General features: G+C 65.6%; 27 protein-coding genes and 1 pseudogene. 8 read left to right on the forward strand and 20 right to left on the reverse strand.

What is annotated here, in order from left to right; genetic code table 11:
• Position 1 precedes the first annotated feature (1 nt).
• Positions 2–847 carry a Fic family protein gene (locus E4191_RS19100; protein WP_139616001.1) on the reverse strand — a complete coding sequence of 282 codons (846 nt, stop codon included), beginning with the start codon at positions 845–847 and terminating at the stop codon, positions 2–4.
• Positions 848–960: 113 nt separating this feature from the next.
• Between E4191_RS19100 and E4191_RS19105 the strand changes: the two genes are divergently transcribed.
• Positions 961–2,259, forward strand: coding sequence for an IS701 family transposase (locus tag E4191_RS19105; protein WP_139616002.1), 1,299 nt, complete (start codon positions 961–963; stop codon positions 2,257–2,259).
• Positions 2,260–2,327: 68 nt separating this feature from the next.
• On the opposite strand, the gene E4191_RS19110 is transcribed toward E4191_RS19105, so the two are convergent.
• A complete protein-coding gene (locus E4191_RS19110) occupies positions 2,328–2,810 on the reverse strand; it encodes an IS5 family transposase (protein WP_331459665.1) in 483 nt (160 codons plus the stop codon).
• Positions 2,811–2,828: 18 nt separating this feature from the next.
• Here E4191_RS19110 and E4191_RS19115 point away from each other — a divergent pair, with 18 nt between their 5' ends.
• Positions 2,829–3,857 (forward strand): IS110 family RNA-guided transposase, encoded by a 1,029-nt coding sequence (locus tag E4191_RS19115; protein ID WP_135312247.1) that lies wholly within the window; start codon positions 2,829–2,831, stop codon positions 3,855–3,857.
• Positions 3,858–4,092: 235 nt separating this feature from the next.
• Here the strand turns inward: E4191_RS19115 and E4191_RS19120 are convergent.
• Positions 4,093–4,437, reverse strand: a pseudogene (locus tag E4191_RS19120) (transposase); the annotation flags it as partial.
• A gap of 210 nt (positions 4,438–4,647) precedes the next feature.
• Here E4191_RS19120 and E4191_RS24620 point away from each other — a divergent pair.
• Entirely contained in the window at positions 4,648–4,776 is a 129-nt protein-coding gene (locus E4191_RS24620) for a hypothetical protein (protein WP_269436683.1), read from the forward strand.
• Between the two features lie 2 nt (positions 4,777–4,778).
• On the opposite strand, the gene pcaF is transcribed toward E4191_RS24620, so the two are convergent.
• The 3 genes from pcaF to E4191_RS19135 are packed head-to-tail and all read right to left on the reverse strand — an operon-like array spanning position 4,779 to position 7,385.
• Positions 4,779–5,981, reverse strand: a complete 1,203-nt coding sequence (pcaF, locus tag E4191_RS19125) for a 3-oxoadipyl-CoA thiolase (RefSeq protein WP_139616003.1) — start codon at positions 5,979–5,981, stop codon at positions 4,779–4,781.
• A gap of 1 nt (position 5,982) precedes the next feature.
• A complete protein-coding gene (locus E4191_RS19130) occupies positions 5,983–6,654 on the reverse strand; it encodes a 3-oxoacid CoA-transferase subunit B (RefSeq protein ID WP_139616004.1) in 672 nt (223 codons plus the stop codon).
• On the reverse strand, positions 6,651–7,385 hold the full coding sequence (locus E4191_RS19135; protein WP_139616005.1) for a 3-oxoacid CoA-transferase subunit A: 735 nt from the start codon (positions 7,383–7,385) through the stop codon (positions 6,651–6,653). The genes E4191_RS19130 and E4191_RS19135 overlap by 4 nt, the downstream gene beginning before the upstream one ends.
• A 104-nt stretch (positions 7,386–7,489) precedes the next feature.
• Between E4191_RS19135 and E4191_RS19140 the strand changes: the two genes are divergently transcribed.
• The 3 genes from E4191_RS19140 (at position 7,490) to E4191_RS24335 (ending at position 9,367) form a co-directional block, all read left to right on the forward strand.
• Positions 7,490–8,248 carry an IclR family transcriptional regulator domain-containing protein gene (locus E4191_RS19140; protein WP_139616006.1) on the forward strand — a complete coding sequence of 253 codons (759 nt, stop codon included), beginning with the start codon at positions 7,490–7,492 and terminating at the stop codon, positions 8,246–8,248.
• 200 nt (positions 8,249–8,448) lie between these two features.
• Positions 8,449–8,775 (forward strand): hypothetical protein, encoded by a 327-nt coding sequence (locus E4191_RS24330; protein ID WP_228461861.1) that lies wholly within the window; start codon positions 8,449–8,451, stop codon positions 8,773–8,775.
• 61 nt (positions 8,776–8,836) lie between these two features.
• Positions 8,837–9,367: an IS630 family transposase gene (locus E4191_RS24335; RefSeq protein ID WP_228461862.1), complete on the forward strand. Its 531-nt coding sequence runs from the start codon at positions 8,837–8,839 to the stop codon at positions 9,365–9,367.
• Positions 9,368–9,385: 18 nt separating this feature from the next.
• Here E4191_RS24335 and E4191_RS19150 read toward each other — a convergent pair whose 3' ends face one another.
• Genes E4191_RS19150 through dctP form a run of 4 tightly spaced genes read right to left on the reverse strand, consistent with a single transcriptional unit; the run spans position 9,386 to position 12,746 of the window.
• Entirely contained in the window at positions 9,386–9,838 is a 453-nt protein-coding gene (locus tag E4191_RS19150) for a type II 3-dehydroquinate dehydratase (RefSeq protein ID WP_139616007.1), read from the reverse strand.
• A gap of 17 nt (positions 9,839–9,855) precedes the next feature.
• Entirely contained in the window at positions 9,856–11,148 is a 1,293-nt protein-coding gene (locus tag E4191_RS19155; RefSeq protein ID WP_139616008.1) for a TRAP transporter large permease, read from the reverse strand.
• The gene (locus E4191_RS19160; RefSeq protein ID WP_139616009.1) at positions 11,148–11,723 is read right to left on the reverse strand and encodes a TRAP transporter small permease; all 576 of its coding nucleotides are present in this window, start codon (positions 11,721–11,723) and stop codon (positions 11,148–11,150) included. The genes E4191_RS19155 and E4191_RS19160 overlap by 1 nt, the downstream gene beginning before the upstream one ends.
• 33 nt (positions 11,724–11,756) lie before the next feature.
• Entirely contained in the window at positions 11,757–12,746 is a 990-nt protein-coding gene (gene dctP, locus E4191_RS19165; protein ID WP_139616010.1) for a TRAP transporter substrate-binding protein DctP, read from the reverse strand.
• 232 nt (positions 12,747–12,978) lie between these two features.
• On the opposite strand from dctP, the gene E4191_RS24765 reads away from it, so the two are divergent.
• On the forward strand, positions 12,979–14,349 hold the full coding sequence (locus E4191_RS24765) for a GntR family transcriptional regulator (protein ID WP_331459667.1): 1,371 nt from the start codon (positions 12,979–12,981) through the stop codon (positions 14,347–14,349).
• On the opposite strand, the gene E4191_RS19175 is transcribed toward E4191_RS24765, so the two are convergent.
• From E4191_RS19175 to pcaD, 6 genes are read right to left on the reverse strand one after another with little or no spacing between them, the layout of a single operon-like run.
• Positions 14,346–15,704 (reverse strand): lyase family protein, encoded by a 1,359-nt coding sequence (locus E4191_RS19175; RefSeq protein ID WP_139616012.1) that lies wholly within the window; start codon positions 15,702–15,704, stop codon positions 14,346–14,348. The genes E4191_RS24765 and E4191_RS19175 overlap by 4 nt on opposite strands.
• A 40-nt stretch (positions 15,705–15,744) precedes the next feature.
• Positions 15,745–16,584 carry a BKACE family enzyme gene (locus E4191_RS19180; protein WP_139616013.1) on the reverse strand — a complete coding sequence of 280 codons (840 nt, stop codon included), beginning with the start codon at positions 16,582–16,584 and terminating at the stop codon, positions 15,745–15,747.
• Positions 16,577–17,170: a protocatechuate 3,4-dioxygenase subunit alpha gene (pcaG, locus tag E4191_RS19185; protein WP_139616014.1), complete on the reverse strand. Its 594-nt coding sequence runs from the start codon at positions 17,168–17,170 to the stop codon at positions 16,577–16,579. Before pcaG ends, E4191_RS19180 begins: the two co-directional genes overlap by 8 nt.
• A gap of 1 nt (position 17,171) precedes the next feature.
• Entirely contained in the window at positions 17,172–17,885 is a 714-nt protein-coding gene (pcaH, locus tag E4191_RS19190) for a protocatechuate 3,4-dioxygenase subunit beta (protein ID WP_139616015.1), read from the reverse strand.
• Positions 17,882–18,271, reverse strand: a complete 390-nt coding sequence (gene pcaC / locus E4191_RS19195) for a 4-carboxymuconolactone decarboxylase (RefSeq protein ID WP_139616016.1) — start codon at positions 18,269–18,271, stop codon at positions 17,882–17,884. Before pcaC ends, pcaH begins: the two co-directional genes overlap by 4 nt.
• Entirely contained in the window at positions 18,268–19,050 is a 783-nt protein-coding gene (pcaD, locus tag E4191_RS19200; protein ID WP_139616017.1) for a 3-oxoadipate enol-lactonase, read from the reverse strand. The genes pcaC and pcaD overlap by 4 nt, the downstream gene beginning before the upstream one ends.
• A gap of 77 nt (positions 19,051–19,127) precedes the next feature.
• Here pcaD and E4191_RS19205 point away from each other — a divergent pair, with 77 nt between their 5' ends.
• Positions 19,128–20,030, forward strand: a complete 903-nt coding sequence (locus E4191_RS19205; protein WP_139616018.1) for a LysR substrate-binding domain-containing protein — start codon at positions 19,128–19,130, stop codon at positions 20,028–20,030.
• Between the two features lie 28 nt (positions 20,031–20,058).
• On the opposite strand, the gene E4191_RS19210 is transcribed toward E4191_RS19205, so the two are convergent.
• Genes E4191_RS19210 through E4191_RS19225 form a run of 4 tightly spaced genes read right to left on the reverse strand, consistent with a single transcriptional unit; the run spans position 20,059 to position 24,799 of the window.
• A complete protein-coding gene (locus E4191_RS19210) occupies positions 20,059–21,936 on the reverse strand; it encodes a bifunctional sugar phosphate isomerase/epimerase/4-hydroxyphenylpyruvate dioxygenase family protein (protein ID WP_139616019.1) in 1,878 nt (625 codons plus the stop codon).
• Positions 21,933–22,778, reverse strand: a complete 846-nt coding sequence (locus E4191_RS19215) for a shikimate dehydrogenase family protein (protein WP_228461849.1) — start codon at positions 22,776–22,778, stop codon at positions 21,933–21,935. The genes E4191_RS19210 and E4191_RS19215 overlap by 4 nt, the downstream gene beginning before the upstream one ends.
• A gap of 11 nt (positions 22,779–22,789) precedes the next feature.
• Complete coding sequence (locus tag E4191_RS19220) at positions 22,790–24,289, reverse strand: tripartite tricarboxylate transporter permease (RefSeq protein ID WP_139616021.1); 1,500 nt, start codon at positions 24,287–24,289, stop codon at positions 22,790–22,792.
• A gap of 9 nt (positions 24,290–24,298) precedes the next feature.
• On the reverse strand, positions 24,299–24,799 hold the full coding sequence (locus tag E4191_RS19225; RefSeq protein ID WP_139616022.1) for a tripartite tricarboxylate transporter TctB family protein: 501 nt from the start codon (positions 24,797–24,799) through the stop codon (positions 24,299–24,301).
• Between the last annotated feature and the right edge of the window lie 51 nt (positions 24,800–24,850).

The raw sequence follows: 24,850 nt of genomic DNA on the forward strand, positions 1-24,850 counted from the left end.
ATCATCTTTCGGTGGTCCACAGCCGGAACCTGCGATTGCCGGTCACTTCGCGGGTCAGACCGAGATCGTTCAGGCGCTTCAGCATGCGCTCGGCCGTAGGGCGGCTGATGCCAGCGCGCGTCTCCATCTCCATGGCCGAGACGAAGGGCCGGGCCGCCAGCACCGCGATGACCCGGGCGGCGTTGTCGCCCTTGATGCCGGCGGTGGCGGCCCGGGCCTGCTCGGACCAGGCACCGATGCGCAGGATCAGGGCCCGCGCCTCCTGCGCGCCGGCGCGCAGCGCGGCAAGATGTGTGGCCAATCGATCGGCGGGCGGACCATAGCCGGTCCAGACCCGCCGCCCATGCCGGCCGAAGGGGACGAAGCGCAGCCCCTCGGCCCCTGCCGCCATGTGGCGCGCCGACCAGACGGCAGGCTCGGCCACCTGCCCCGGCGGCGACAGCTCGGCCATGCGCCACAGGGCGAGAGCCGCAGGGCCGCGTGCCAGCGGGTGCAACGCCGTAAAGGCATCGACGGCCGCTAGGAACTCAACAGCCGCGCCATCGAATTCCCTGCCCTGGAGGCGCAGGTCCATGCTGGTCGCCGATGGCTCGTCGGATGCGGCGCGGCGGTGCAGACCCAGAAAGGCCGGCAGGTCCGCCAAGGCCCCCTGCCCTTCCAGCCGCCGGACCGCCCACCGCGCCAGACGCAACGCCTCCGGGTCGGATGCTGCGCGGGCCTCCATCAACTCGCGGCCGATCTCGTCACAACCCAGCATCAGCCCCTGCGCCAGCAGCATCGCCTCGACCTCGATGTAGACCAGGCGTTCGCGGGCCCCTGCGGCCTCCGCCGCGGGCAGCGCCAGCAAAGTGGCCTCTAGCACTACTTTGGCAGAATTTTGCTGATCCGATAATCTGCGGATTCACGGGAGGCGTTTTGGGTGATTCATAGGGAGCCAGCTTTGAGGGAGGCTGGCGGTTTATGGGGAACTGGCGGAGCGATCTGGAAACCTGGCTGGCGCCGTTTGTTGCGGCGCTTGGGCACAAGACGCGGGGGCGGATGTGTCCGGCCTATGTTGCCGGGCTCATTGGCCCGGGTGATCGCAAGAGCGTGCAGCCGATGGCGGCACGGGACGGGGCGGTCGGCTATGACCAACTGCATCATTTCATCGCCGACGGGGTCTGGGACAGCGCGCCGCTGGAGGCGGTCTTGCTGGCCGAGGCCGACAGGCTGGTTGGTGGCGATGACGCCTTTCTGGTCATCGATGATACCTGTCTGCCGAAGAAGGGTGAACGCTCGGTCGGGGTTTCGCCGCAATATGCCTCATCGCTTGGCAAGACCGCGAATTGCCAGTCGCTGGTCTCGGTAACGCTGGCCTCGCGCGAGGTGCCGGTGGCGGTGGGGTTGCGGCTGTTTCTACCAGAGGTCTGGACCAACGATCCCGACCGCATGGCCCGGGCCCGGGTGCCGGACGATCGTCAAACGGCCCTGAGCAAACCTGAAATTGCCATCGAGGAGATCGACCGGGTGAGGGCTGCGGGTGTCCGCTTCGGCTGCGTGCTGGCCGATGCGGGTTACGGATCGAGCGGGCCTTTTCGCCAGGCCCTGAGCGCGCGCTCTCTCGCTTGGGCGGTCGGCCTGTCACGGCGCCAGAACGTCTATCCGGCAGATGTCGGGCTGGTCTTTCCCGAGGCCGGGCGCGGCCGACGCCGCAAATATCACCTCCCAGACCGCTTTGCCGTTTCCGCCGAACAGATGCTGGAGGACGAGAAATGGCGGAAGGTCAGCTGGAGGCGAGGGACCAAAGGCAGGCTGAATTGCCAGTTCGCCGCAACCCGTGTCCACATCGCCGATGGCCACCGACATCGCATGGCAGATGGCCGTGTGCAAGCCATGCCCGGTGACGAGGAGGTTTGGCTGATTGGCGAACGCCGTGCGACCGGCGAGCGGAAATACTACGCCTCGAACCTGCCAGCCGACACCAACCTCAAGGCGCTTGCCGCCGCCGTCAAGGCCCGATGGATCTGCGAACAGGCGCATCAACAACTCAAGGAGGAGCTTGGTCTCGATCATTTCGAGGGACGGTCCTGGACGGGTATTCACCGACACGCGCTGATGACGATGATCGCCTACGCCTTCCTGCAATCCCGCCGCCTCAAGGCCGCGGGACGGAAAAAAAAGAGTCCCCGGACCGCCCCCGCAACCAACCATGCCAGCCGTCAGGCAAGCCATCCTCGACGCCTTCGCGAGACCACCACCAGGACGCTGCCCTCATTGTGAAAGGCTCATCGCAGAACGCCCAGAAAAAATTCTGCCAAAGTAGTGCTAGGGTCTAGACTCATTGAGTTTCAGAGCCAGAACAGGACGGTTGCAGCCAAAGCGATAGCCGAAAGGTATGTCTCCGGGCACCTGTCGTAACGCGTGGCCACCCGCCTCCAGTCTTTCAGCCGACCGAACATGATCTCGATGCGATTGCGCCTTTTGTAGCGGCGCTTATCGTATTTCACGGTCTTTTTGCGGGACTTCCGGCCGGGGATGCAGGCTTTTATGCCCTTGTCTTCCAACATTTCTCTCAGCCAGTCCGCGTCGTAGCCCCTGTCTGCCAAGAGCCAGTCGGCCTTCGGTAGGCTGCCCAGCAGCGCCGCCGCCCCCGTGTAGTCGCTGACCTGCCCTGCCGTCATGAAGAACCGGATCGGTCGGCCTTTCGCATCAGTGACGGCGTGCAGCTTTGTGTTCATGCCGCCCTTCGTTCGACCGATCTGGCGACCGCGCCCCCCTTTATGGATGGCCCGCCCCTCCCGCCGATCTCCGTGTAGGATGTCGGTGTTCAATGGAGGAAGGAGCGGACCATGAGCATTGTGATCGTTGGCATCGACCTAGGCAAGAACAGCTGCAGCATCGTCGGTCTCGACAGCCTGGGGACAGTGGTGGTGCGACGGCGATTGCGTCGTGACGGCGTCATCGCCTTCGCGTCGAAGCTGCCGGCCTGCATCATGGCCATGGAGGCGTGTTGCGGCGCTCATCACATGGGACGGTCGCTGGCAGCACTGGGGCATGAGGTCCGGCTGATGTCGCCGGAATATGTCCGGCCTTACGTCAAGGCGCAGAAGAATGATGATCGCGACGCTGAGGCCATTGCCGAAGCGGCAACCCGACCCACCATGCGCTTTGTCGAACTCAAGAGCGAGGAGCAACTCGACGTCCAGACGTTGCATCGGGTGCGGGATCGACTGGTCGGAGAACGCACGTCGCTGACCAACCAGATCAGGAGCCTTCTGCTGGAACGGGGACATGTCGTAGCACAGGGCCATGCCCGGTTGCGCCACCTGCTCGCTGACATGCTCGACCCCGGCACGGGCAGCCTCAGTCCCCGCATGGCTTTCCTGCTCGGCGACATGCGCACGCGGTGGGACGAGCTTGACCGCCGCATTGCCGCTTTTGACGCCGAGTTCGCGGCCATGGCTCGGACCGATGAGCGAGCACGGCGGCTGACAAGCATTCCGGGCATCGGTGCGCTGAATGCCACCGCATTGGTCGCCGCTGTCGGCAACGCCGCGACATTCACGAAAGGACGCAATCTGGCCGCCTGGCTGGGTCTGGTGCCCAGGCAGGCGACAACAGGAGGCAAACCGAAACTGCTCGGGATCACGAAGCGCGGCAGTCGATACCTGCGCAAGATGCTGATCCAAGGCGCGCGATCTGCCATGCCAACACTGGCAAAAGCGAATTCTGCCGTAGGCGCCTGGCTGCGTGCACTGCTTGTGCGCACCCATCCCAACGTCGCTGTTGTCGCCCTTGCTGCGAAGATGGCCCGCACTGTCTGGGCGCTTCTGCGGCACGGGCGAAACTATGAAGCCGTGCCGCAGGCGGCCGGTTGAGGAACACGCGCCCGTCTTGAACACAGCCGGGCGCAACGAGCTGCGAGTGGTGAAAGGAAGATGGCCTGACAGTTGATCGGCGTTGCAAAAACCTCCGGCGCAAAATGGCCCACTGAGGCCGGCCCCTTTATGAGGATTGTGACGCGCGGATCTCCATCTTGGCGGCGGCCTTTGTGCCGACATGCCGGATACGTTTGTGCAGACTGATCATGTCATCAAAAATTTCCGCTTGCAGACGGGGCGGGCCATACGTTTTGGCCCGCAGGCTGCAAGCCGTGCGATGCGCTTTCAGATAAGTCGCGTCGATCATGATCGTCTTCGGATCCGTGCCTTCAGCGGCCAGGCCCACCATGATCCGGGCGAAGACCCCGTTGTCGCTCCAACGCTTCCAGCGATTGTAGAGGGTCTTGGCCGGTCCGTATTCCCTCGGTGCATCGCACCATCTCAAGCCATTGCGATTGATGAAAATAATGCCGCTCAGGACACGCAGATCATCGACACGTGGCCGGCCATGGCTCTTGGGAAAGAAAGGGCGAAGCCGCGCCATCTGTGCTTCGGTCAGCCAGAACAAGTTGCTCATTCATCAGGTCTCCTTGCAGAGCCTGAATCATGTCAAACGTCTGAAATCAATGGGTCTAAAACCTACAACCGCGCACGCCGTCAGAGCTGCAATACAACGATCGCTAGCTTCGTTTGCAACGCGGAGCCGGGAGCTTGGGATCACCCCAAGACGGTCGCAAAGTGGCGCAAGCAGGTCATCGACAGCCCTTGTGCGACCCCTCCGGTCACCATGAGCCATCGGGCCGGCGATACATCTTGCTATCTGGACCTGATCCAGCGCCTGATCCGCAAGATGTATGCCGAAAAGCCCGCCTGGTCGAAGACCAACAACCTGGCCGCCTCGACCCAAGACCCCTGACGTCAGACCCGTTCCAGGGCGATCGCGATGCCTTGGCCTGCGCCGATGCACATCATCGACAAAGATCGCCGTCCGCCGATGCGCAGCAGTTCCAGCGCCGCCGCGCCGGTGATGCGCGCACCCGACATGCCCAAGGGGTGGCCAAGCGCGATGGCGCCGCCATTGGGGTTCACGCGCGGGTCGTCGTCGGCGATCCCCAGATCCCGCAACGTCGCCAGACCCTGGCTGGCAAAGGCCTCGTTCAGCTCGATCACGTCGAAATCGGCCTGGCCCATGCCCAGCCTGGCCATCAGCTTTCGCGAGGCGGGCGCCGGGCCAAAGCCCATGATGCGCGGCGCGACACCCGCTACGGCCCCGCCCAGCACCCGGGCGATGGGCGTCAGGCCGTGACGGCGCGCGCCTGCCTCGGAGGCGATGATCAGCGCCGCCGCCCCGTCATTCACACCCGAGGCATTGCCCGCCGTGACCGTCCCGCCCTTGCGGAACGGGGCCTTCAGCGCCGCCAGCGCCTCGAGGGTCGTGGCACGGGGATGTTCGTCCCGATCCACGATGCGCGGATCGCCCTTGCGCTGCGCAACGCTGACCGGGGTGATCTCCTGCGCCAGCCGGCCATCGGCCTGCGCCCGGGCGGCCTTGTCCTGCGAGCGCAGGGCAAAGGCATCCTGATCGCCGCGGCTGATGCTGAAATCCTCGGCGACGTTTTCGGCTGTCTCAGGCATGGACTCGACGCCGTACTGCGCCTCCATTAGCGGATTGACGAACCGCCAGCCGATGGTCGTGTCGTGAATGGCGGTGCTGCGCGAGAACGCGGCCTCGGCCTTGGGCATCACGAAGGGGGCGCGGGACATCGACTCGACCCCGCCGGCGATCATCAGATCGGCCTCGCCAGCGCGGATGGCGCGGGCGGCGGCGATGATCGCATCCATGCCCGATCCGCAAAGCCGGTTGATGGTCGTCCCGCCGATCTCGACCGGCAGGCCGGCCAGCAGCAGCGACATGCGCGCCACGTTGCGGTTGTCCTCGCCCGCCTGATTGGCGCAGCCGAAGATCACGTCATCGACCGCCTGCCAGTCGACGCCCGCATTGCGCGCCATCAGCGCGCGCAGCGGGATGGCCCCCAGATCGTCCGCCCGGACGGAGGACAGCGCGCCTCCGAACCGGCCGATGGGCGTGCGGATGTAGTCACAGATAAAGGCCTCGGTCATTTCACAGCTCCGGAACGGTCAGGTCAGTCACGGCGCCGTCGACATGCAGCGGCGCGCCGGTCAGGGATTGCAGGTCGTCGAACGATAGCGCGGCCAGCTTTTCGCGCAGCACGAAGCGTCCGCCCTCGATGTCCACCACCGCCAGCGAGGTATAGACCCGCGTCACGCAGGCCACCCCGGTCAGGGGCAGCGTGCAGGCCTGGACCAGCTTGGGCCTGCCGTCCTTGGTGACATGGTCGGTGATGACCGCGACGCGCTTGGCGCCATGGACCAGGTCCATCGCCCCGCCCACGGCAGGCACGCCCTTGGGCCCGGTGGACCAGTTCGCCAGATCGCCGCTCTGCGCGACCTGATAGGCGCCCAGGATCGCCACATCCAGATGCCCGCCCCGCACCATCGCGAAGCTGTCGGCGTGATGGAAGAAGGCGGTGCCGGGCCGGATCGTCACTGCCTTCTTGCCCGCGTTGATCAGATCCCAGTCCTCCTCGCCCGCAGCTGGAGCCTCGCCGAAGCCGAGGATGCCATTCTCGGTGTGAAAGATTGCCTGGCGCCCCGCGGGCTGGAAGCGCGCCACCATTTCCGGGAAGCCGATGCCCAGATTGACATAGGCCCCGTCTTGGATGTCCTGCGCGGCCCGCCACGCGATCTGCGCGTTCGTCAGCTTGCCGGTCATGCCGTCACCTCCGGGTATCGCGCCCCTGCGCGGTTCAGATCCTCCTCCTGCGCCGGGTCCGGCACGTGGACGAGGGCATCGACGAAGATCCCCGGCGTGATCACCGCCTCGGGATCGATGCCGCCCGGCGCGACCACATGGCTGACCTGCACGATGGTCCGGGTCGCGGCCATGGCCATCAGCGGCGCGAAATTGCGCGCCGCCATCCGATAGGTCAGGTTGCCCAGATGGTCCCCGGTTTCCGCCTTGATGAGCGCGACATCGGCCTTCAGCCAGCGTTCCTGCACATAGGGGCGGCCGTCGAATTCGGCCACGGGCTTGCCCTCGGCCAGGTCGGTGCCGAAGCCCGTCGGCGTGTAGAAGGCCGGGATGCCCGCCCCGCCCGCACGAATGCGCTCGGCCAGCGTCCCCTGCGGGACCAGCTCCAGCGCGATCCGGCCGGCTTGGTAGCGGTCGGTGAACACTACCGGATCGGCAGAGCGCGGGAACGAGCAGATCATCCGGGCCACCATGCCCTGCTCGATCATCGCCGCGATGCCGACATGACCGTTGCCGGCATTGTTGTTGATGACGGTCAGCCCCGTCGGGCTGCCGGTGGCCAGGAAGCGGTCGATCAGCGCGTGGATCAGCTCGATCGGCGCGCCCGATCCGCCGAAACCGCCGATCATCACCGTGGCGCCGTCGCCGACCTCGGCGGTCGCGTCGGCCAGACTTGCGATGCGTTTGTCCATTAAGGCTCCTCCGTATGGGGACGGATTAGACCGGGCAGACCCCCTGCGCCAAGGGCTATGTTCGCATCTTGAGTTTTGTTCACATGCCAGGTATTCGTGGTCGCATGGCGAACAGGACGGACATCATCGGATCGCTCGGCAAGGGATTGCAGGTGATCGAGGCGTTCGGGGCGGACCAGCCCCGCATGTCGATCTCGGACGTGGCGGCGGCGACCGGCCTGGATCGCGCCACGGCGCGCCGGTGCCTGCTGACGCTGCACGATCTGGGCTATGCCAGCTATGACGGCAAGTTCTTCGCCCTGACCGCGCGGGTTCTGCGCCTCGGCATGGGCGCCCTTGCGGCAATGCCCCTGGCGCATCTCGTGCAGCCCTGGCTGGAGCAGCTGTCCGACCGGATAGGGCAATCGACCTCGGTGTCGATCCTCGACGGGACCGAGATCGTCTATCTCGCCAGGGCGGCGCAGCGGCGGGTGATGTCGATCGGCCTGATGCCTGGATCGCGCTTGCCCGTGCATTGCACGTCGATGGGGCGCGTCCTGCTGGCCGCCCTTCCCCGCGATCAGGCCCTGGCGCTGATCACGTCGTCCGATCTGACGCCGCGCACGCCCCACAGCCTGACCGATCCGACCGAGATCATGACCCGGATCGACGCCGCACGCCGGGACGGATACGCCGTCATCGACCAGGAGGTCGAGCCGGGCCTGCGCTCCATCGCCGTGCCCCTCCATTCGGTGCAAGGCCGCGTCATCGCGGCGATCAACACGGGCGTCGCCGCCGTGCAGGCGGATGCGACGGATCTGGTCGCGCTGTATCTTGAGCCGCTTCTGAAGGTTCAGGAGGGCCTACGGCGAGTGCTGCGATAGCATGGGTTAATCGCAAGCTTTTATGTGTCTTGCCGCAACCGTATCACGCTCGCTAAACTCAACGACCCGGGACCTAGAGTATATCTTAGGCATCAGGATTCAGGCTCCCCAGCCAATATGGGATATGCTTCCCTTGTGCTGAGGCAGAGATAGGGGATCTGATGGGCAAGCCACATCCAATGGAGCTTCGGACCCGGGTCGTGACCTATGTGGACGAGGGGCATGGGCATCGCGAGGCGGCGCGGCACTTTCGGGTCTCGCCGAAATCTGTCAACGATCCGGTGAAGCTGAGACGCGAGACCGGGTTGTTGACGCCGAGACAGCAAGGCAATGGCGGCGGACATGGGAAGCTGGTGGGCGTGGCCGGATGGCTCAAGGCGCGTGTCATGGCCAAAGGCGAGATCACGCTCAATGAATTGGTGGCTGAACTGGCCCAAACCCACAGCATCGCCGTCCACCGTGCCACTGTCTGGCGGATGTTGCGCGGGCTTGGATTGACACACAAAAAAAGCCCTGCAGGCGCTTGAACAGAAGCGCCAGGATGTTGCGGGGCTGCGTCATATCTGGATGGCAAGGCGCCAACCCTTCATGGTCAACCATCTGGAGCGGCTGGCCTTCCTTGATGAGACCGGGCTCAAGACCAACATGACCAAGGCCACCGGCTGGTCGCCTTGCGGGCAACGTTTCGTGGATCATGCGCCGTTTGGATATTGGCGGAGCCAGACCTTCACTGCAGCGCTACGCCATGACCGGCTGGACGCGCCTTGGGTGATCAACGAGGCGATGAACGCCGAGATGTTCGAACTTTATATCAAAACCCAGCTCGTCCCGACGCTCCGGGCCGGCGACGTCGTCATTCTGGACAACCTCTCCAGCCACAAGAGCCCTGCCGCTGCGGCTGCACTGCATGATATCGGCGCGTGGTTCTTGTTCCTGCCGCCATACAGCCCCGATCTCAATCCGATTGAAATGGCATTTGCCAAGCTCAAGGCTCTTGTCAGAAAAGCTGCCGCAAGGACCTACGATCAGCTATGGGCCGCGGTCGGCCAAGTCTGCGACCTGTTCTCCGACGAGGAATGCTACAACTACTTTAAAGCCGCAGGCTATGAGGTCGATTGAGTGCAACCGGCTCTAGCTTCAGCGTGAAGGCGTAGTACCGAGATTGCCCAGTATCTGCCTGATGGCCTTTACCGACGTTGGATAGCCCATTGGACCCAGTCCCGCGATGACCGCCGTCACCGCCCGCGACATCAAGGAATGCTGATAGATCTCTTCCCGCCGGTGGATGTTCGAGATGTGCAGCTCGATAATCGGTCCATCGAACATTTTCAGCGCATCGAGGATCGGGATCGAACGAAAGCTGAGACCGGCGGGATTGATGATGATTGCAGCCCCTTCGTCGATGGCCTCGTGGATCCAGTCGACAAGCTCGGCCTCGGCATTCGATTGGCGAAAGACCACCGGGGCATCACCGGCAGCGGCCCGGCACATCGCCTCTATTTCCACTAAGGTCGTGTGACCATAGATTTCTGGTTCGCGCCGACCAAGGCGGTTCAGGTTGGGTCCATTCAGGATATAAATTGGCTTCATGAGGGTATCCTTGTTCGTCAGCCCGTATAGCCAAAGCGTCGCGGCAGCCACAGGACCAGGTCGGGGAACAGCGTCAGGATCGCCAGCGCGACTAGCAGAGAGACGATGAACGGGATCAGGTCGCGGATCAGCGCACCCAAGGGTGCCTTGGTAATGCTCTGCATGATAAAGATCAGCAGCCCGTAGGGAGGGGTAATCAGGCCGATCATGACGTTGACGACCACGACGACCCCGAAATGCACCAGATCGACGCCAAGCGCGTTGGCCGTGGGGATGAACACCGGCACGATCACCAGGATGATCGCCGTCCCCTCCAGCAGGCATCCCAGCAGCAGAAGAACCGCATTGACCAGCAGCAGGAACTGCAGCGGCGTCAGATCATACCCCGCCAGCGCGATCCGCAGCGTTTCGGGGATGTTCTCGGCGGTGACGACATAGTTGAAGACCAGCGCCCCGGCGATCAGCATGCCGATGGCCACGGACGACCGCGCGCCGCCGACTAGCGAATGATACAGCTGGCGCAGGCTGACGCTGCGATAGAGCAGGGCGGACACCAGCAGCGCATAGGCGGCGGCGACGGCGGCAGCCTCGGTCGGGGTCATCGCGCCGCTGTAGATCCCGCCCAGCAGGACGACGGGCATCATCAGCGCCGGCAGGGCCCGCGCCGTCACGCCCGGCAGCTCACGCAGGGGCACCGGCTCCTCGACCGGGAAGTTGTGCCGCCGGGCGGTGAAGAAGACGACGATCATCAGCATCAGCCCCATCAGCAGCCCCGGCAGGATGCCCGCCAGAAACAGATAGCCGATCGAGGCATTCGAGATCAGCGCATAGAGCACCATCGGGATCGATGGCGGCACGATGGGCCCGATGACGGCAGAACTGGCGGTCAGGGCCCCGGCAAAGCTGCGGGAATACCGGCCATTGCGGGTCATCATGTTCGAGATGACCCGCCCGGACCCTGCCGCATCCGCGAAGGCCGATCCGGACATGCCGGAAAAGATGATCGACTGGACCACATTGACATAGGCCAGCCCACCCTTGAACCGCCCCACCAAGGCATTGCAGAAGCGAAGCAGGCGGTCGGTCATGGACCCGACATTCATCAGCTCTGCTGCCAGGATGAACAGCGGCACGGCCAGAATGACATAACCCGTGAACATGCTGTTGAGCAGCCGTTCGGCCACCAGCCCCATATCCTGACCCCGCATCGCCATATAGACGACGGAACCGGAAATCATCGAAAGGCCGATCGGCAAGCCCAGCAGCGCCAGGCCGCAGATGACCACCAGCGTTATGATGAAGGGATCCATCAGCGGGCCTTTCCTGCCTGTGTGTCGGGAAGCGGGGCGGGGGGATCGACAGGGTCGTAATTGCTCTCGGATTCGCCACCCGGCCTGCCGCCAAGCGGGTCGTGACCCCGCAGGGCCCGTGCCGCCAGCGACAGATAGCGCAGGATGACCGCCACGGCGAAGATCACATAGATCGAATACAGCCAATCATAGCGGATGCGCAGATAGGCCGTCCGCTGCACCTTCATGAAGGTCACGTAATCCCAGACCGCCGGCAGCGAGACCGCGAACAGCCCCACGATGCCGATGGCGGAAAGGACCGTCATCGCCCGGCGCAGACCGGGCCGGACGCTGCCATAAACGATGTCGAACCGGATTTCATCCTCTTCGCGCAGAAGAAAGGCCGCACCGAACAGGACCAGCCAGATCCACAGGACCGTTCCCAGTTCGGCCGCCCAGCCCGAGGGCCAGTTCAGTACATAGCGGTACAGGATGGTCACGATGAAGGACAAGAACATGACGGCCATCAAGGCGGCCGCCACCGCCTCGACGCCATGTCTCAGCCATCCCGCCATCCGGGTCAGTGCCTGTCGCATCCTGTCCGTCCCCTCGCTGCCGCCGCCTGCCGGTCACATGCCGTTGACGCGATCCAGCATCCCGTCCGGCCAGGACGCCGAGAGGGGAGAGTCGAGATAGGCCTGCTGGGCATGGCTGCGAAACGCGTCGATGTCCGGGGTATGGACGTCCAGCCCTTCGTTGCGGAAGAAATCCGCCAGTTCGGCCTCCTGGGTCTGATGCTCGGCCGCGCTCCAGGCCAGCGCCTCATCGGCGGCGGTCTGGAATGCCTCCTGCTGTTCGGGCGTCATGTCCTCCCAGACTGCTGCCGATACGGTCAGCAGATCGAAGGCGACAAGATGCGAGGTGAGGGCGATCTGCTCCATGACCTCGTAGAACCGCATGTTCTGCACGTTGGGCAACGGATTGTCCTGCCCGTCGATCGCGCCGGTTTGCAGGCCGGTATAGGTCTCGGCATAGGCCATCGCGGTCGGATTGGCGCCGATGGCCTGTCCCAGGAACTGCCAGGCCTCGCCGGGCGGCATGCGAAGCCGGACGCCTGCCATGTCTTCGGGGGTCTTGACCTGCTCGCCATCGACCAGCCCCACGTGACGTGTCCCGAAATAGGTCGGACCCAGAATGTGAATGCCCAGCTGCTCTTCGGCCAGGGTCTTCATGTCCTGACCCGCGTCGCTCTCGAAGAAGGCCAGCAGGTGATCCACGTCGCGGAACAGATAGGCCGAGGTTAGGATCGACCATTCGGGGATCTGGTTGGCGATGTCCTGGGGCGCGATGTTGCCCATCTCCAGATTGCCGCGCTGCAGGGCGACAAGCTCGGTCCCCTGACTGAACAGCGTGCCGCCATAATGCATCTCGAAGGTGAAATCCTCGGCGACGGCCTCCTGCAGGCGGGCCATCATCTCGGTCCGGATATCCTGTTCCGAAAACACGGCCGAGAACCGCAGTGTCTGCGCGTCCTGCGCCAGCGACATCGTCGCGGCACAGGTTGAGATCAGCAGCGCCCCCGCTGCCAGCACCTTGCGGCGCACCATGGACTTGGTCATCGGACTCCTCCCAGAGCGTGATTGCCAGCGACGCCCTCCGCGCCGCCTTCGTCTCACCCTACATCAAACATTTCATGTTCCAACCAAAAATATCTTGTTCTTCTGATGAAACTGATTTCATCCGATGTTATGGTGTGGGGTCGTGACAAAAATCGTGGCGGGGGCCATGACGGAGCAAGGAACGGGGCCGTGACGGGGGACGTGCATGAAACACGGGTCGACAATGGGTCAGATGCCCGCACTTGAGACCAGCGGCGATGGCGCCTATCGCGCCCTGCGGTCCGATGTCCTATTCGGTCGGCTGGCACCCGGTGCCCGGCTGCGGCTCGACACGCTCAGCGCCACTTATGGCGCTAGCGTCAGCACCCTGCGCGAGATCCTACACCGGCTGGCCTGCGAGGATCTGGTGACCACCGACCAGCGCGGCTTCGACGTGGCCCCGGTCACGTCCCGCGAATTCCGCGATCTGGGCGAGCTGAGGAACTTGCTGGAATCATATGCTCTGCACGCCTCGATGTCGCGCGGCGATCTTGACTGGGAGGGTCGTGTAGTCGGCGCCCATCACAAGCTGGCCCGGCTGGAGGCCTTAATGCTGGCGGGTGACAACCGCCGCAGCGAGGAATGGAAGCTTTACGACCGAGAGTTCCATCATGTGCTGGTCTCGGCCTGCGGATCGGCCGAACTGCGCGCGGCCTATCATTCGGTATTCGACCGGTATCTGCGCTATCTGAATGTCGCCGTCGTCTTTCGCGGAGAAATCGCAGCGCAGGAGCACCGCGGCCTGCGCGATGCCGCCCTAAACCGCGACGCGCCCTGCGCGACCGCCCTTCTGCACCGCCATATCGACGGCTGCGTGACGCATAGCGTGACCCACGAGCTGCTGTCCGAACGGGGGGCCTTGGCAGACAGGACCGATCCCGGCCGGGTCGGTTCACGGCCGAGGACGCCTGTCACGGTCGGCGAGGCGGGCTGGTTGCGCCTGCGCCGGGATATCCTTGAAGGTCACTTGGCGCCTGGCCAGAAGCTGCGGCTGGACAGAATGCGTGCCGATTACGGTCTCAGCATCAGCACACTGCGCGAAATTCTCAATCGTCTGGCCTCGGAGGGGATCGTGCTGGCCGAAGGGCAGCGGGGTTTCGAGGTGGCCCCCGTGTCCCTCGAAAACCTGACCGAGCTTGTCGATCTCTACCGACTTCTGGCGGATCACGCGATCGGGTGCACGCTGGAGCAGGGCGATCTGGACTGGGAGTCGCGCTTTGTCGCAGCCTGCCATCCGCTGGATGCACATGAAGCCGCACTGATCGCTGGCGACGACGATGCCATGAACCAGTGGCGGCAGGGGCAGAGCTTTCTGTTTCAGGTTCTGATCGATGCCTGCGGGTCGGTCGCGTTGCGGCAGCTGCACGGAACGATCCTCGACAAGCTTCTGCGCTATTGCTGTCTGGCGCGGGCGCGCAGCGCCGCCGCAATCACGGCGATCGACCATCATTCGCTGCGCGATGCTGCTCTGCGCCGGGATGCAGGGCAAGCAAAGCAGCTTCTGGCCGACCATCTGACCCGACTTTTGGCGCAGATCCGGGCCAGCGGCCTACTGGCGACCTAGGTCACGACACGTGACAACCGGTCGGACGTCGCAAGCCTCTGCTTGTCGACAAACGCACGTGCCTCTTGGGGGGCAAGGCCCAAACCCCGGATGCGTATCAGTTCGGCCCAGTCCCGCCCGGGCCATTCCTGTCCGGCCAGATCCAGCAGGTCATGGCCATCCGTCAGCGCCTTCGCACAAAGCTGGCTGACGGTGCTGGCAACCTTGGCCCGGTCCAAGCCCAACTCCTCGATGATGGCGAAAGTCAGCGTTTCCGCGTGGATCGTTCCCGCCCCTGCCCCAAGATCGCGGGCCATGGCCTCTGCGTCCGGGGACAACCGGCCCAGCACATCCTGCGCCAGACGCAGCATGGCCCCAAGGCTGATGCACAACTGTGGCAAGGTCAGCCATTCAGTGAACCAGGCCGCCCCGTCGCGGTTCTGGCGATGCACGCCGGCCGCACCGAAGACCGCGGACAGCCCCGTCACATGTCGCCCCAAGGCGACGAGGGCCGAAGGGCCGACCGGATTCTGCTTCTGCGGCATCGTCGAGGACGCACCACCGCCCTCGATCCGGACCAGTGCCAGACCCGATTGGGTCATCAGCAGTAGGTCCTCGCCCAGCTTGGCAAGCGCGACGGCCACGGCTGCAACCCAGTCCGTCAACCGACCCAGACCCGAGCGGTCCGAATGCCAGCCATGGCCGGGATCGGACAGCCCCAGCTCCGCGGCAAGGCCCGCCCTGACTACCGCAGCCTGCGGCCCCATGGCCGACAATGTTCCCGCAGCACCCGACAGGGAAACACGAAACACCGCGCGGCCCACCTGTTCTGCATCCCGTGCGTGATCCAGCAGCGGCCATCCCCAGCTTGCCACAGTCGCGCCAAAGCTGGTGGGCGTCGCGGTCTGCCCATAAGTCCGCGCCGCCATCGGCAGGGTCGCATGCCTGTCGGCCAGGTCGCCAAGCTGCGTCAGGATCCCATCCAGCCGCGCCTCCCACAGGTCCAGAGCCGCGCGCAGGCGCAGAGCCAGTGCGCTATCCATGATATCCTGGCTGGTGGCGCCCCAATGCAGATATCGGGCCTGGGGATCCTCGCCCATCTGCCGCCGCATCTCCTGCACCAGGACCGGGACCGGGACGCCGTTGCGGGCCGTGGCCTCTGCCAGCGACGCCGGGTCGATACGGAGGCCCGGATGGGCGGCCGCGATGGCCGGACCCGCCTCGGGGGGAATGACCCCAATGCGGGACTGGACCTGGGCGAGCGCGACCTCGACCCGGATCATCGCGTCCAGTTCGGCGGGGGCCGAAAACAGGGCCTCGGTTTCGGGGTCGCCGAAGAGACCGGCATAGATGGCATTGTGAACCGGGCCTGTCATGACGCGACGACAGCCCCGGTCGCGGGTTCACCAAGCCTCTTCATGATCCGGCCTCCGGCAGTCCCAGGATGGTGCGGGCCTGCTGCCATGTCGCCACGGGACGGCGATAGCGGTCGCACAGGTCCACCACTCGCTGCACCAGGGCCGCGTTTGAGGGCGCCAGACGCGTCCGGTCGAGGCGGACATTGTCCTCCAGCCCTGTCCGCGCGTGACCGCCCGCGGCGACCGCCCATTCGTTCAGCACGATCTGGTTCGGTCCGATCCCCGCCGCGCACCAAGGCGCGCCCGAGCCGAACAGCCGCCGGACAGTGGCGATGTAGTAATCGAACACGTTGCGGTCGACCGGCATGGCGTTCCGGACCCCCATCACGAACTGCACATAGGGCCGCGTCGTCAGCCGCCCGTCCTGCCACATCGCATGGGCCTGCAGGATCTGAGACAGATCAAAGGCCTCGATTTCCGGCATCACCCCATGGGCCGCCATTTCCGAGGCCAGCCAGTCGACCAGCTCGGGGCTGTTCTCGTACACCCGGGTCGGGAAGTTGTTCGAGCCGACGGACAGGCTGGCCATGTCGGGCCTGTGGGGCAGCATGCCGCCCCGATCACGGCCCGCCCCCGACCGGCCGCCGGTGGAAAGCTGCACGATCATGCCGGGGCAATGCTGGCGGATGCCGTCGAGCAGGCGGGCAAAGCGGTCGGGGTCGCTGGAGGGGCGCCCCTCGTCATCGCGGACATGGGCATGCACGATGGCGGCACCCGCCTCGAAGGCCTCGTGGGTCGATTCGACCTGTTCAGAAATTGTGATGGGAACGGCGGGGTTGTCGGCCTTGGTGGGCAGGCTGCCGGTGATGGCTACGCAGATGATGCAGGGGTCAGACATCGAGGAACACCGTCTCCTTGTCACCTTGCAGATGAATGTCGAAATGATAGTGCCCATCCGCACCATCCGCGATCAGGGTCAGGCGACGGTGGGGCTGTTCGATCAGGTTCAGGACCGGATCGTCGCCATTGTCCTGGTCAGTGAAATACATGCGCGTCTGCAGGCCCGTGTTGATGCCCCGCGCGACCAGCCACAGCGACAGATGCGGGGCCTGCGGGCGGCCCCCCGGCCCCGGCACCACGCCGGGCCGGATCGTGTCCAGCGTGAACATGCCGGTGTCGAAATCGGGCACCACGCGCGCCCAGCCCCGGAACCCCGGCGCCACGCCCGGCTGGCCGGGATAGAGGCCCGCAGCATCGGCCTGCCAGACCTCGATCAGCACGTCCCTGACGGGCGATCCCATGCCGTCAAAGACGCAGCCGGTGATGCGGATGCGGTCACCCGGCGTATCGTCGGGCACGGGATCAAAGCCCAGCTCGTGATCATAGATGTCAAAGCCCGCCGCCCCCGGGGCCAGCCCGATATGAACATAGGGCCCGGCGGTTTGCGACGGCGTCTCCTTGAGGTAGCTCAGCGGTTGCGCCATGTCAGTTCCCCTCCGGCCGGTTCTCGAAAAAGGTCGAGCGGCGTCCCCGCAGCACGATGTCGAAGCGATAGGCCAGACAATCCAGCGGCACCGCCTGGTTCAGATCCAAGGGCGCGACCAGCGCCTCGATGGCGCGGGGATCGGGGATGGATTTCACGATCGGGCAATGGGCGATCAGGGGGTCGCCCTCGAAATACATCTGGGTGATCAGGCGCTGCGCGAAGGCGGTGCCAAAGACCGACAGATGGATATGCGCGGGCCGCCAGTTGTTCACCCAGTTGCGCCAAGGATAGGCGCCCGGCTTGATGGTGCGGAAGGCGTAATGCCCCTGATCATCGGTCAGCACCCGCCCGCAGCCGCCGAAATTGGGATCGACGGGGGCCAGATAGCTGTCCTTCTTGTGGCGATAGCGTCCCCCGGCATTGGCCTGCCAGATCTCGACCAGGGTCTGGGGCACGGGGCGGCCGTTTTCGTCCAGCACGCGGCCATGGACGATGATGCGTTCGCCCACCGGATCGCCGGTCTTGGCGTAGTTGGCGATCAGATCGCCGTCCAGCGGGGCGATGTCGCCATGCCCGAAGCGGGGTCCGGTCAGCTCCGATACCGTCGCATCCAGCGACAGCATCGCCAGACGCGGAGAGCGCGCGACCGAGGTCTTGTAATCGGGCGCCAGCGCCGGGGGATGCCAGGTGCGGTCGCGTTGAAACAGGCTCATGCTGGGGTTCCTTGGGCGTCGGCCTCGGCAAAAATCTGGCGGGCCAGGGCGATGGCGTGGTTGGCGCGGGGCACGCCCGCATAGATGGCGACATGCAGCAGCGCCTCCAGTACGTCGTCGCGGCTGGCGCCGGTGTTCGGGATGGCGCGCAGGTGCAGGGCCAGTTCGCCGTCATTGCCCAAGCCCGCCAGCAGGGCGATGGTCATCATGGACCGCTCGCGCAGCGGGATCGTGCCGCGCGACCAGACATGGCCCCAGGCCGCATCGGTGATCAGCGCCTGAAACGGCGCGTCGAAGGGCGTCTGCGCGGCCTGCGCGCGGGCGACATGGGCCGCCCCCAGCACCTGGCGGCGGGTGGTCGTGCCGGTCTCGGACAAATCGCTCATCTCGCATGCCTCTCCAGAAAGGGGGTCATCAGTGCCGCATGGGCGGCCGGGGTCTCGACGCAGGGCAGATGGCCCGCGCCGGGGATCAGGTGGAAGGTCGCGCCCGGGATCAGATCGGCGGTCGCGCGGACCAGATCGGGGGGCGAGGCGCCGTCGGCCTCGCCCGCGATCACCATCGCGGGCAGGCGCAGGGCGGCGGTGGCCTGCCGGTGATCGGCCCCGGCCAGCGCGCGGCAGGCGGCGACATAGCCCGCAGCCGTTGTCCGGGCCAGCATGTTGCGCCACAAGGCCAGCGCGGGCGTGGCACGGAAGGGGGCGGCGAACCAGCGCTCCATCACCGCGTCTGCGATGCTGGCCATGCCGTGCTGTTCGACGGCATCAATGCGCGCATGCCAACTGTCGGGCGTGCCAAGCCGGGCGGCGGTATTGGACAGGACCAGCGCGCGCACCAGATCGGGGCGGCCGGCGGCCAGATGCTGCGCGATCAGCCCGCCGATCGACAGGCCGACCATCACCACCGGGCCGGGGGCCACGGCCTCGATCAGGGCCGCGGCATCATCGGCGTGATCGGCGATGCGGTCGGCGCGGCCCAGATCGGACAGACCATGGCCCTGCTTGTCATAGCGCAGATAGCCCAACCCCTGCGGCAGCAGCGGCAGAACCGCATCCCACAGCCGCAGATCGGTCCCAAGAGAATTGGCCATCAGCACCACCGGCGCGCCATCAGGCCCGTCCAGCCGATAGTGCAGCGCCCCAAAAGGGCGTGACAAGATTTGCATGGATACTCCTCCTGTCCATAACGTAACATGGCGCCGAGGCTGCCGATAATGCAAAATCGAGAGGGAAGGATGCCCATATGATTATGCATCCCGCGATCAAGTTGCGGCATCTGCGGGCCTTTCTGGACATCGCGGCGCGTGGCAGCCTGACGGCGGCGGCGCGGGCGCAGGGCATCACCCAGCCCGCGCTGAGCCGCACCCTGGCCGAGCTGGAGGCCCTGCTGCAGGTGGCCCTTTTCCGCCGCGAACGGCGCCGGCTGGTGCTGACGGATGCGGGGGCTCTGCTGCGCACCCATGCGGCGACCGCGCTGCAGATGCTGGAAAGCGGCGTGGCCGCCCTGCACCCGGACGAGGGGACCGGCCGCTTGCGGGTGGGCATCCTGCCCACGGCGGCCACGCGGCTGTTCCCGCGCGTGGCCCTGCGCTTCCGCGAGATCCATCCGCAGGTCACGCTGGCAGTCGAGACGGGGCCGCATTCTCATCTGATCCGCCTGCTGCGCGAGGGCAGGATCGACCTGATGATCGGGCGCATGCCGGCTGCCGCCGACATGGCCGGGCTGCGCTTTGATCACCTCTACGAGGATCAAATCACGCTGGTGTCCCGCGCCGGGCATCCGATGCGGGGCCAGCCCGTCTGCGACGTGCTGGCCACCTGTCCGGTGATCCTGCCCCCGCAGGATGCGCTGATCCGCCGGGCGGTCGAGGATTACCTGCAGGCGCGCAATCTGGCCGGGCTGAGACCCGCCTTCGAGACGGCGGCGCTGGCAGTCGGGCGGGGCATTCTGGCCGCTTCGGACGCGCTGTGGTTCATCTCTCGGGGCGTCGTGGGCGACGAGCTGGACCGCGGCGCACTGATCCAATGGCCGACGGATGCCGGGTTTCTCACCGGCGCGGTGGGCTTGACGCGGCGGCAAGCGGGGCCGGGCCATCCGATGCTGGACCTGCTGACGCGGCTGGCTACCGAGGGCGCAAGGCCTTAGTATCGCGGGGCCTTAACGATGCGGCGCCCTAATGCCGCGGCATCCCCGCCGGACGGGCCGCCCGCTTTTGCGCGGCGATGCGGAAGGGGGCGTTGGGCGCGCCATAGCCTGCATAATTGCCCTGCCGCTGGACGATCTCGAAGAAGAACCCGTCGGCGCGCGGCTCGCTGTACAGCTGGAAGAACTGCCCCCCCGCATCCTCGTCATACATGATCGAGGCCGCCTGCATCCGCGCCACCATCCCAGGGTCCAGCCCGAACCGGGCCTGCACGTCGTCATAGTAATTCGCGCCGATCCTGAGCGTCGCAAAGCCGCGCTCTGCCAAGGCCGTGGCAGTGGCGAAGATGTCGTCGCTGGAGAAAGCCACATGCTGGACCGAGGCGCCGAAACTGTCCTCGATGAACCGCCCGGCCAGGGTATGCCGCGCATCGGCCCCGTTCAGCGTCACTCGCAAGCCACCGGACCGCACCGCCCGGCTGCGCACCAGCCCGTCCGGGTCCACGACATCGACCATCGGCGCCTTTTCGGCATCAAAGATCGAGGTGTAGAAAAGCGACCAGCTGAGCATCTCATCATAGGCCATGGTCTGCCCGATATGGTCGATCCCGGTGATGCCCGCGCCATGCCGGGCGGGATTGGCGCGGAAATCGACCTGCCAGATGCCCGCCAGATCCGAGGTGCCGTCCAGCAGGCGGATGACATTGCCGCTGACGCCCCGGATGGCGGGGATCGCCAGCTGCCCCGGCTGCGTGTCCTGCACAAGGGGCCGCGCCAGCAATGCCGTCGCGCGCTGAAAGGCGGCGCGGGCGTCGGGGACCATCAGCGCGATCTCGGACACCGTCGTCCCGTGGGTCACGTAGGAGCTGTGGGCGAAACCCGACAGGTCGGAATTGACCAGCACGTTCACGCCGCCCTGCCGCCACAGCGTCACCGGCTTGGAGACATGCCGACCTCCCGCCGCAAAGCCAAGGCTTGCCAGCAGTGTCTCCAGCGCCGGCGCCTCGGCCGCGCTGGTGGCGAATTCGATGTATTCGATGCGCTCGACCGGGGCGGGCGGAGGAAACCGCGGCAGGTCGGGGGCGGCCGAGGGTTGGGCCCGGCGCACCTGATCCATCAGGGCGATCAGGCTGCGATGCCCGTCTTGGGCCACCATGCGCGGCAGGCCCGAGCGGAACTGGTCGTTGAAGATCTCGAGGCTCAGCGGTCCCGCATAGCCCGTCGCCGCGACCGCCTGCATGAAGCTTGCGACATCCAGGTCGCCCTCGCCCGGCATGTTGCGGTAATGGCGCGACCAGTACAGCAGGTCCATGTCGATGGCCGGGGCATCGGCCAACTGCACGAAAAAGATCCGGTCGCCCGGGATCGCGCGGATCGAGGACGGGTCGATCCGGCGGGCCAGCGTGTGGAAGCTGTCCAGGATCAGCCCGACATTGGGATGATCGGCGCGGCGCACCACCTCCCATGCGTCGCGGTGATCGTTCACGAAGCGGCCCCAGCACAGCGCCTCGAAGCCCACGCGGATGTTGTGGCGGGCGGCCAGATCGCCCAGATCGCGGAAATCCTGCGCCATGCGGTCGATGCCGCCGATGGCCGCCGGATGGGTCGTGGAACAGACCAGCATCAGATCGGTGCCCAGCTGGGTCATCAGCTCGAACTTGCGCTCGACCCGGGCCAGCGCACGGCTGCGATGGGGTTCGGGCAACCCTTCGAAATCGCGGAAGGGCTGGAACAGTGTGATCTCCAGCCCGTGGTCGCGGACCATGCGGCCGACCTCGGCGGGCGTAAAGTCGGATGCAAGGAAATCCTGCTCGAAGATCTCGATGCCGTCGAACCTGGCCTCGGCGATGGCGGCCAGCTTGGTGGTCAGGCTGCCCGACAGCGAGACGGTGGCGATCGAGGTCTTCATGTCGCGTCCCGCCCTGCGGCCAGATCGTCTCGCAGCCGTGCTTCATCCAGCGGCAGGCCGGTGAACAGGTGCCAGGCATCGACCCCCTGCCCCACGAACAGCTCGTAGCCCGAGATGATGTCCAGACCCGCCGCCGCCGCGTCCTGCAGGAACTGCGTCTGGACCGGGGTATACACGGCGTCGAAGACCCATTCCGCCCCCGCCATCAGGGTGGCGGCAAGCGGCGTGCCCGCATAGCCCACCATGCCGACCGGCGTGCAGTTGATCAGCCCCTGCGCGCCATCGGCCAGCGCCGCCGCATCAGTGCCGGTCCGCACCACGAGGCCCGGAAGGGCCTGCCGCAGCGCTTCGGCCAGTGCTTCGGCCTTGGCCGCGTCCCTATCGGCCAGACGGATCTCGGTGGCGCCAAGCGCGATCAGCCCGAAGGCCACCGCACGCCCCACGCCGCCCGCCCCGATCATCAGCACGGTCCCCGGCGCCCTGTCGCCCCGCACCCGGCGAGAGGCGGCGACAAAGCCGGAATAATCCGTGTTGAACCCGCGCGGCCCGCCCTCGTCGAACAGCACCGTGTTGCAGGCGCCGATGGCCTTGACCAGGGGATCGTTGATGCGCAACCGATCCGCCACGACCTCCTTGTAGGGATAGGTGACGTTGATCCCGCGATAGCCGCCCGAGGCGCAGCGGGCGAAGAGGGCGTCGAACTCCAGCCCCTCAATGGCGGGGATCAGGCTGTCATAGCGGACGCGGCGCCCGTTCTGCACACCCGCCAGCCGGTGCAGGCGCGGCGATTGCGAGGCGGCGATATTGTCGCCGATCAGGCCCAGCAGGATCGTGTCGCTCATGGTCAGGTCCTTCATTCTGCGGCCTTGCGCGCCCGCCACCGGGTCCACCACGGGGAATTGGTGATCAGGATCATCACCACGGCCAGAAACAGGCACAGCGACAGCGGGCTGGTGAAGATGCCCATCATCATCGCGCCGAAATCCTCGCGCTCGCTGATGATCGCCCGGCGCCAGTTGTCGTCCAGAAGCCGCGACAGGATCACCCCCAGGATGATCGGCGCCAGCGGATAGCCGTAGAGCCGCATAAAATAGCCCAGCACGCCAAATCCCAGCATCCAGTAGACATCTGTCAGGCTGTTGTTGACCGCATGGGCGCCCACGATCGACAGCACCATGATGACGGGCAGCAGGACCGTGCGCGGCAGTTCCACGATGCGGACGAAGAGGCGGATGCCGGTCAGGCCAAAGATTAGCATGAAGATGTTCGCCAAGGCCAGTGAGCTGACGATGAACCAGAACATGTCGGGCTGTTCGATCATCAGCATCGGGCCGGGATTCAGGCCATGGATGAACAGCGCGCCAATCATGATGGCCGTGACCGCGTCGCCTGGAATGCCAAGCGTCAGCATCGGGATGAACGCCCCGCCGACAGCGGCATTGTTAGCGGTTTCGGGGGCGACCAGCCCCTCGATGGCGCCCTTGCCGAAGGGCACCTCGGGCTTGCGGGTCACGCGCTTGGCATGGTCATAGGCCATCAGCGCCGCGATATCGCCCCCCGTGCCGGGCAAGGCGCCCACGATCGTGCCGATGGTCGAGGTCTGCAGGCCAAGCGGCAGGTGCTTGCGCACCTTGGACCAGCTGGGAATGATGCCGGTGATCTTCTGACGCACGGCGGGGGTGTGGATGCTGTGCAGCTGGATCAGCGCCTCGGACACGCCGAAAAGGCCGATCATCACCGCCACGAACGAGATGCCGCCGCGCAGCTCGTCGATGCCGAAGACGAAGCGATCCTGGATGGTCAGCGGGTCCATGCCCACCGCCCCTACGCCGATGCCCAGGGCGCCTGCGAAGATGCCCTTGACCAGGCTGTCGCCCGACAGCGATCCGACCAGCAGGATGCCCATCACGGCCAGCAGCATGAAGTCGCGCGGCTGAAAGCCGATGGCGAAATCCGACAGCAGCGGGGCGAAAGCGCCAAGCGCGAAGATGCCGATGAAGCCTCCGATGAAGGACACGACGGTGACGATGCCGATCGCCTCTCCGGCGCGGCCCTGCTGGGCCATGGGAAAGCCGTCCAGCGCGGTGGCGATGGCCGAGGGTGCGCCCGGTATGTTCAGCAGGATCGCCGTGCGCGAGCCGCCATAGACCCCGCCCATGTAGATACCGATCATCAGCGCCAGGGCGGGATAGACCTCCCAGGAAAAGGTGAACGAGATCAGGATCGACACGGCCATCGTCACCGACAGTCCGGGGATCGCGCCGACATAGATGCCCGCGAAGGTCCCCACGGCGATCAGCATCAGCAGGTCCAGATTGACGATCGGAATTAGCAGGTTCGACAGGATGTCCATGATGCGCCCTCAGAACAGCGATGTGATGGCAGAGACGATGCGTCCCTCGGGGATGATGCCCTGGGGCATCAGGACGGCAAAGATCAGACGGAAGATGATCCAGATCAGAAGGACAGTGCCGACCGAGACGGCCAGACAGAAGGCCAGTGACCGCTTGGACAGGAAGCGGACCATGACCAGAAGGAACAGCACCGAGGTCGGCAGGAACCCAAGCGGGCGCAACAGCAGCGCATAGGCCGCGATCATCGCGATGGTGACAATCACGATCAGCGGCAGGATATGGGTGGCCAGGGTCTGGGTGGTATCGCCATCCTTGCGCAGCGTGTCGCGCAGGATCAGCACGGCACAGACCGCCATGATCGCGGTCGTGGCCATCGGCACCGCGCCGGGAGCGGACAGGGCTTCGAACCCCGAAATGCCATAGGCCGAATAGAGCAGGCCGAAGCTGGCCAGCATGATGACGATATTGAAGACCAGCTCGCCAGGGCGACGTTTGGGGGTCGGTTCCATAAGTGGGTCCCTCCGTCGGACCTGGGACATGCGCGGATCGTCAGGACACTG

The organism is Paracoccus liaowanqingii, from assembly GCF_004683865.2.
In the GTDB taxonomy this organism is placed as follows: Bacteria; Pseudomonadota; Alphaproteobacteria; order Rhodobacterales; family Rhodobacteraceae; genus Paracoccus; species Paracoccus liaowanqingii.

Bases quoted from the DNA above. Each gene is read 5' to 3' on its own strand.
- E4191_RS19105 (WP_139616002.1), top strand. From the start codon at position 961: ATGGGGAACTGGCGGAGCGATCTGGAAACCTGGCTGGCGCCGTTTGTT.
- E4191_RS19115 (WP_135312247.1), top strand. From the start codon at position 2,829: ATGAGCATTGTGATCGTTGGCATCGACCTAGGCAAGAACAGCTGCAGC.
- E4191_RS24620 (WP_269436683.1), top strand. From the start codon at position 4,648: ATGAGCCATCGGGCCGGCGATACATCTTGCTATCTGGACCTGATCCAG.
- pcaF (WP_139616003.1), bottom strand. From the start codon at position 5,981: ATGACCGAGGCCTTTATCTGTGACTACATCCGCACGCCCATCGGCCGG.
- E4191_RS19130 (WP_139616004.1), bottom strand. From the start codon at position 6,654: ATGACCGGCAAGCTGACGAACGCGCAGATCGCGTGGCGGGCCGCGCAG.
- E4191_RS19135 (WP_139616005.1), bottom strand. From the start codon at position 7,385: ATGGACAAACGCATCGCAAGTCTGGCCGACGCGACCGCCGAGGTCGGC.
- E4191_RS19140 (WP_139616006.1), top strand. From the start codon at position 7,490: ATGGCGAACAGGACGGACATCATCGGATCGCTCGGCAAGGGATTGCAG.
- E4191_RS24335 (WP_228461862.1), top strand. From the start codon at position 8,837: ATGGTCAACCATCTGGAGCGGCTGGCCTTCCTTGATGAGACCGGGCTC.
- E4191_RS19150 (WP_139616007.1), bottom strand. From the start codon at position 9,838: ATGAAGCCAATTTATATCCTGAATGGACCCAACCTGAACCGCCTTGGT.
- E4191_RS19155 (WP_139616008.1), bottom strand. From the start codon at position 11,148: ATGGATCCCTTCATCATAACGCTGGTGGTCATCTGCGGCCTGGCGCTG.
- E4191_RS19160 (WP_139616009.1), bottom strand. From the start codon at position 11,723: ATGCGACAGGCACTGACCCGGATGGCGGGATGGCTGAGACATGGCGTC.
- dctP (WP_139616010.1), bottom strand. From the start codon at position 12,746: ATGACCAAGTCCATGGTGCGCCGCAAGGTGCTGGCAGCGGGGGCGCTG.
- E4191_RS24765 (WP_331459667.1), top strand. From the start codon at position 12,979: ATGCCCGCACTTGAGACCAGCGGCGATGGCGCCTATCGCGCCCTGCGG.
- E4191_RS19175 (WP_139616012.1), bottom strand. From the start codon at position 15,704: ATGACAGGCCCGGTTCACAATGCCATCTATGCCGGTCTCTTCGGCGAC.
- E4191_RS19180 (WP_139616013.1), bottom strand. From the start codon at position 16,584: ATGTCTGACCCCTGCATCATCTGCGTAGCCATCACCGGCAGCCTGCCC.
- pcaG (WP_139616014.1), bottom strand. From the start codon at position 17,170: ATGGCGCAACCGCTGAGCTACCTCAAGGAGACGCCGTCGCAAACCGCC.
- pcaH (WP_139616015.1), bottom strand. From the start codon at position 17,885: ATGAGCCTGTTTCAACGCGACCGCACCTGGCATCCCCCGGCGCTGGCG.
- pcaC (WP_139616016.1), bottom strand. From the start codon at position 18,271: ATGAGCGATTTGTCCGAGACCGGCACGACCACCCGCCGCCAGGTGCTG.
- pcaD (WP_139616017.1), bottom strand. From the start codon at position 19,050: ATGCAAATCTTGTCACGCCCTTTTGGGGCGCTGCACTATCGGCTGGAC.
- E4191_RS19205 (WP_139616018.1), top strand. From the start codon at position 19,128: ATGATTATGCATCCCGCGATCAAGTTGCGGCATCTGCGGGCCTTTCTG.
- E4191_RS19210 (WP_139616019.1), bottom strand. From the start codon at position 21,936: ATGAAGACCTCGATCGCCACCGTCTCGCTGTCGGGCAGCCTGACCACC.
- E4191_RS19215 (WP_228461849.1), bottom strand. From the start codon at position 22,778: ATGAGCGACACGATCCTGCTGGGCCTGATCGGCGACAATATCGCCGCC.
- E4191_RS19220 (WP_139616021.1), bottom strand. From the start codon at position 24,289: ATGGACATCCTGTCGAACCTGCTAATTCCGATCGTCAATCTGGACCTG.
- E4191_RS19225 (WP_139616022.1), bottom strand. From the start codon at position 24,799: ATGGAACCGACCCCCAAACGTCGCCCTGGCGAGCTGGTCTTCAATATC.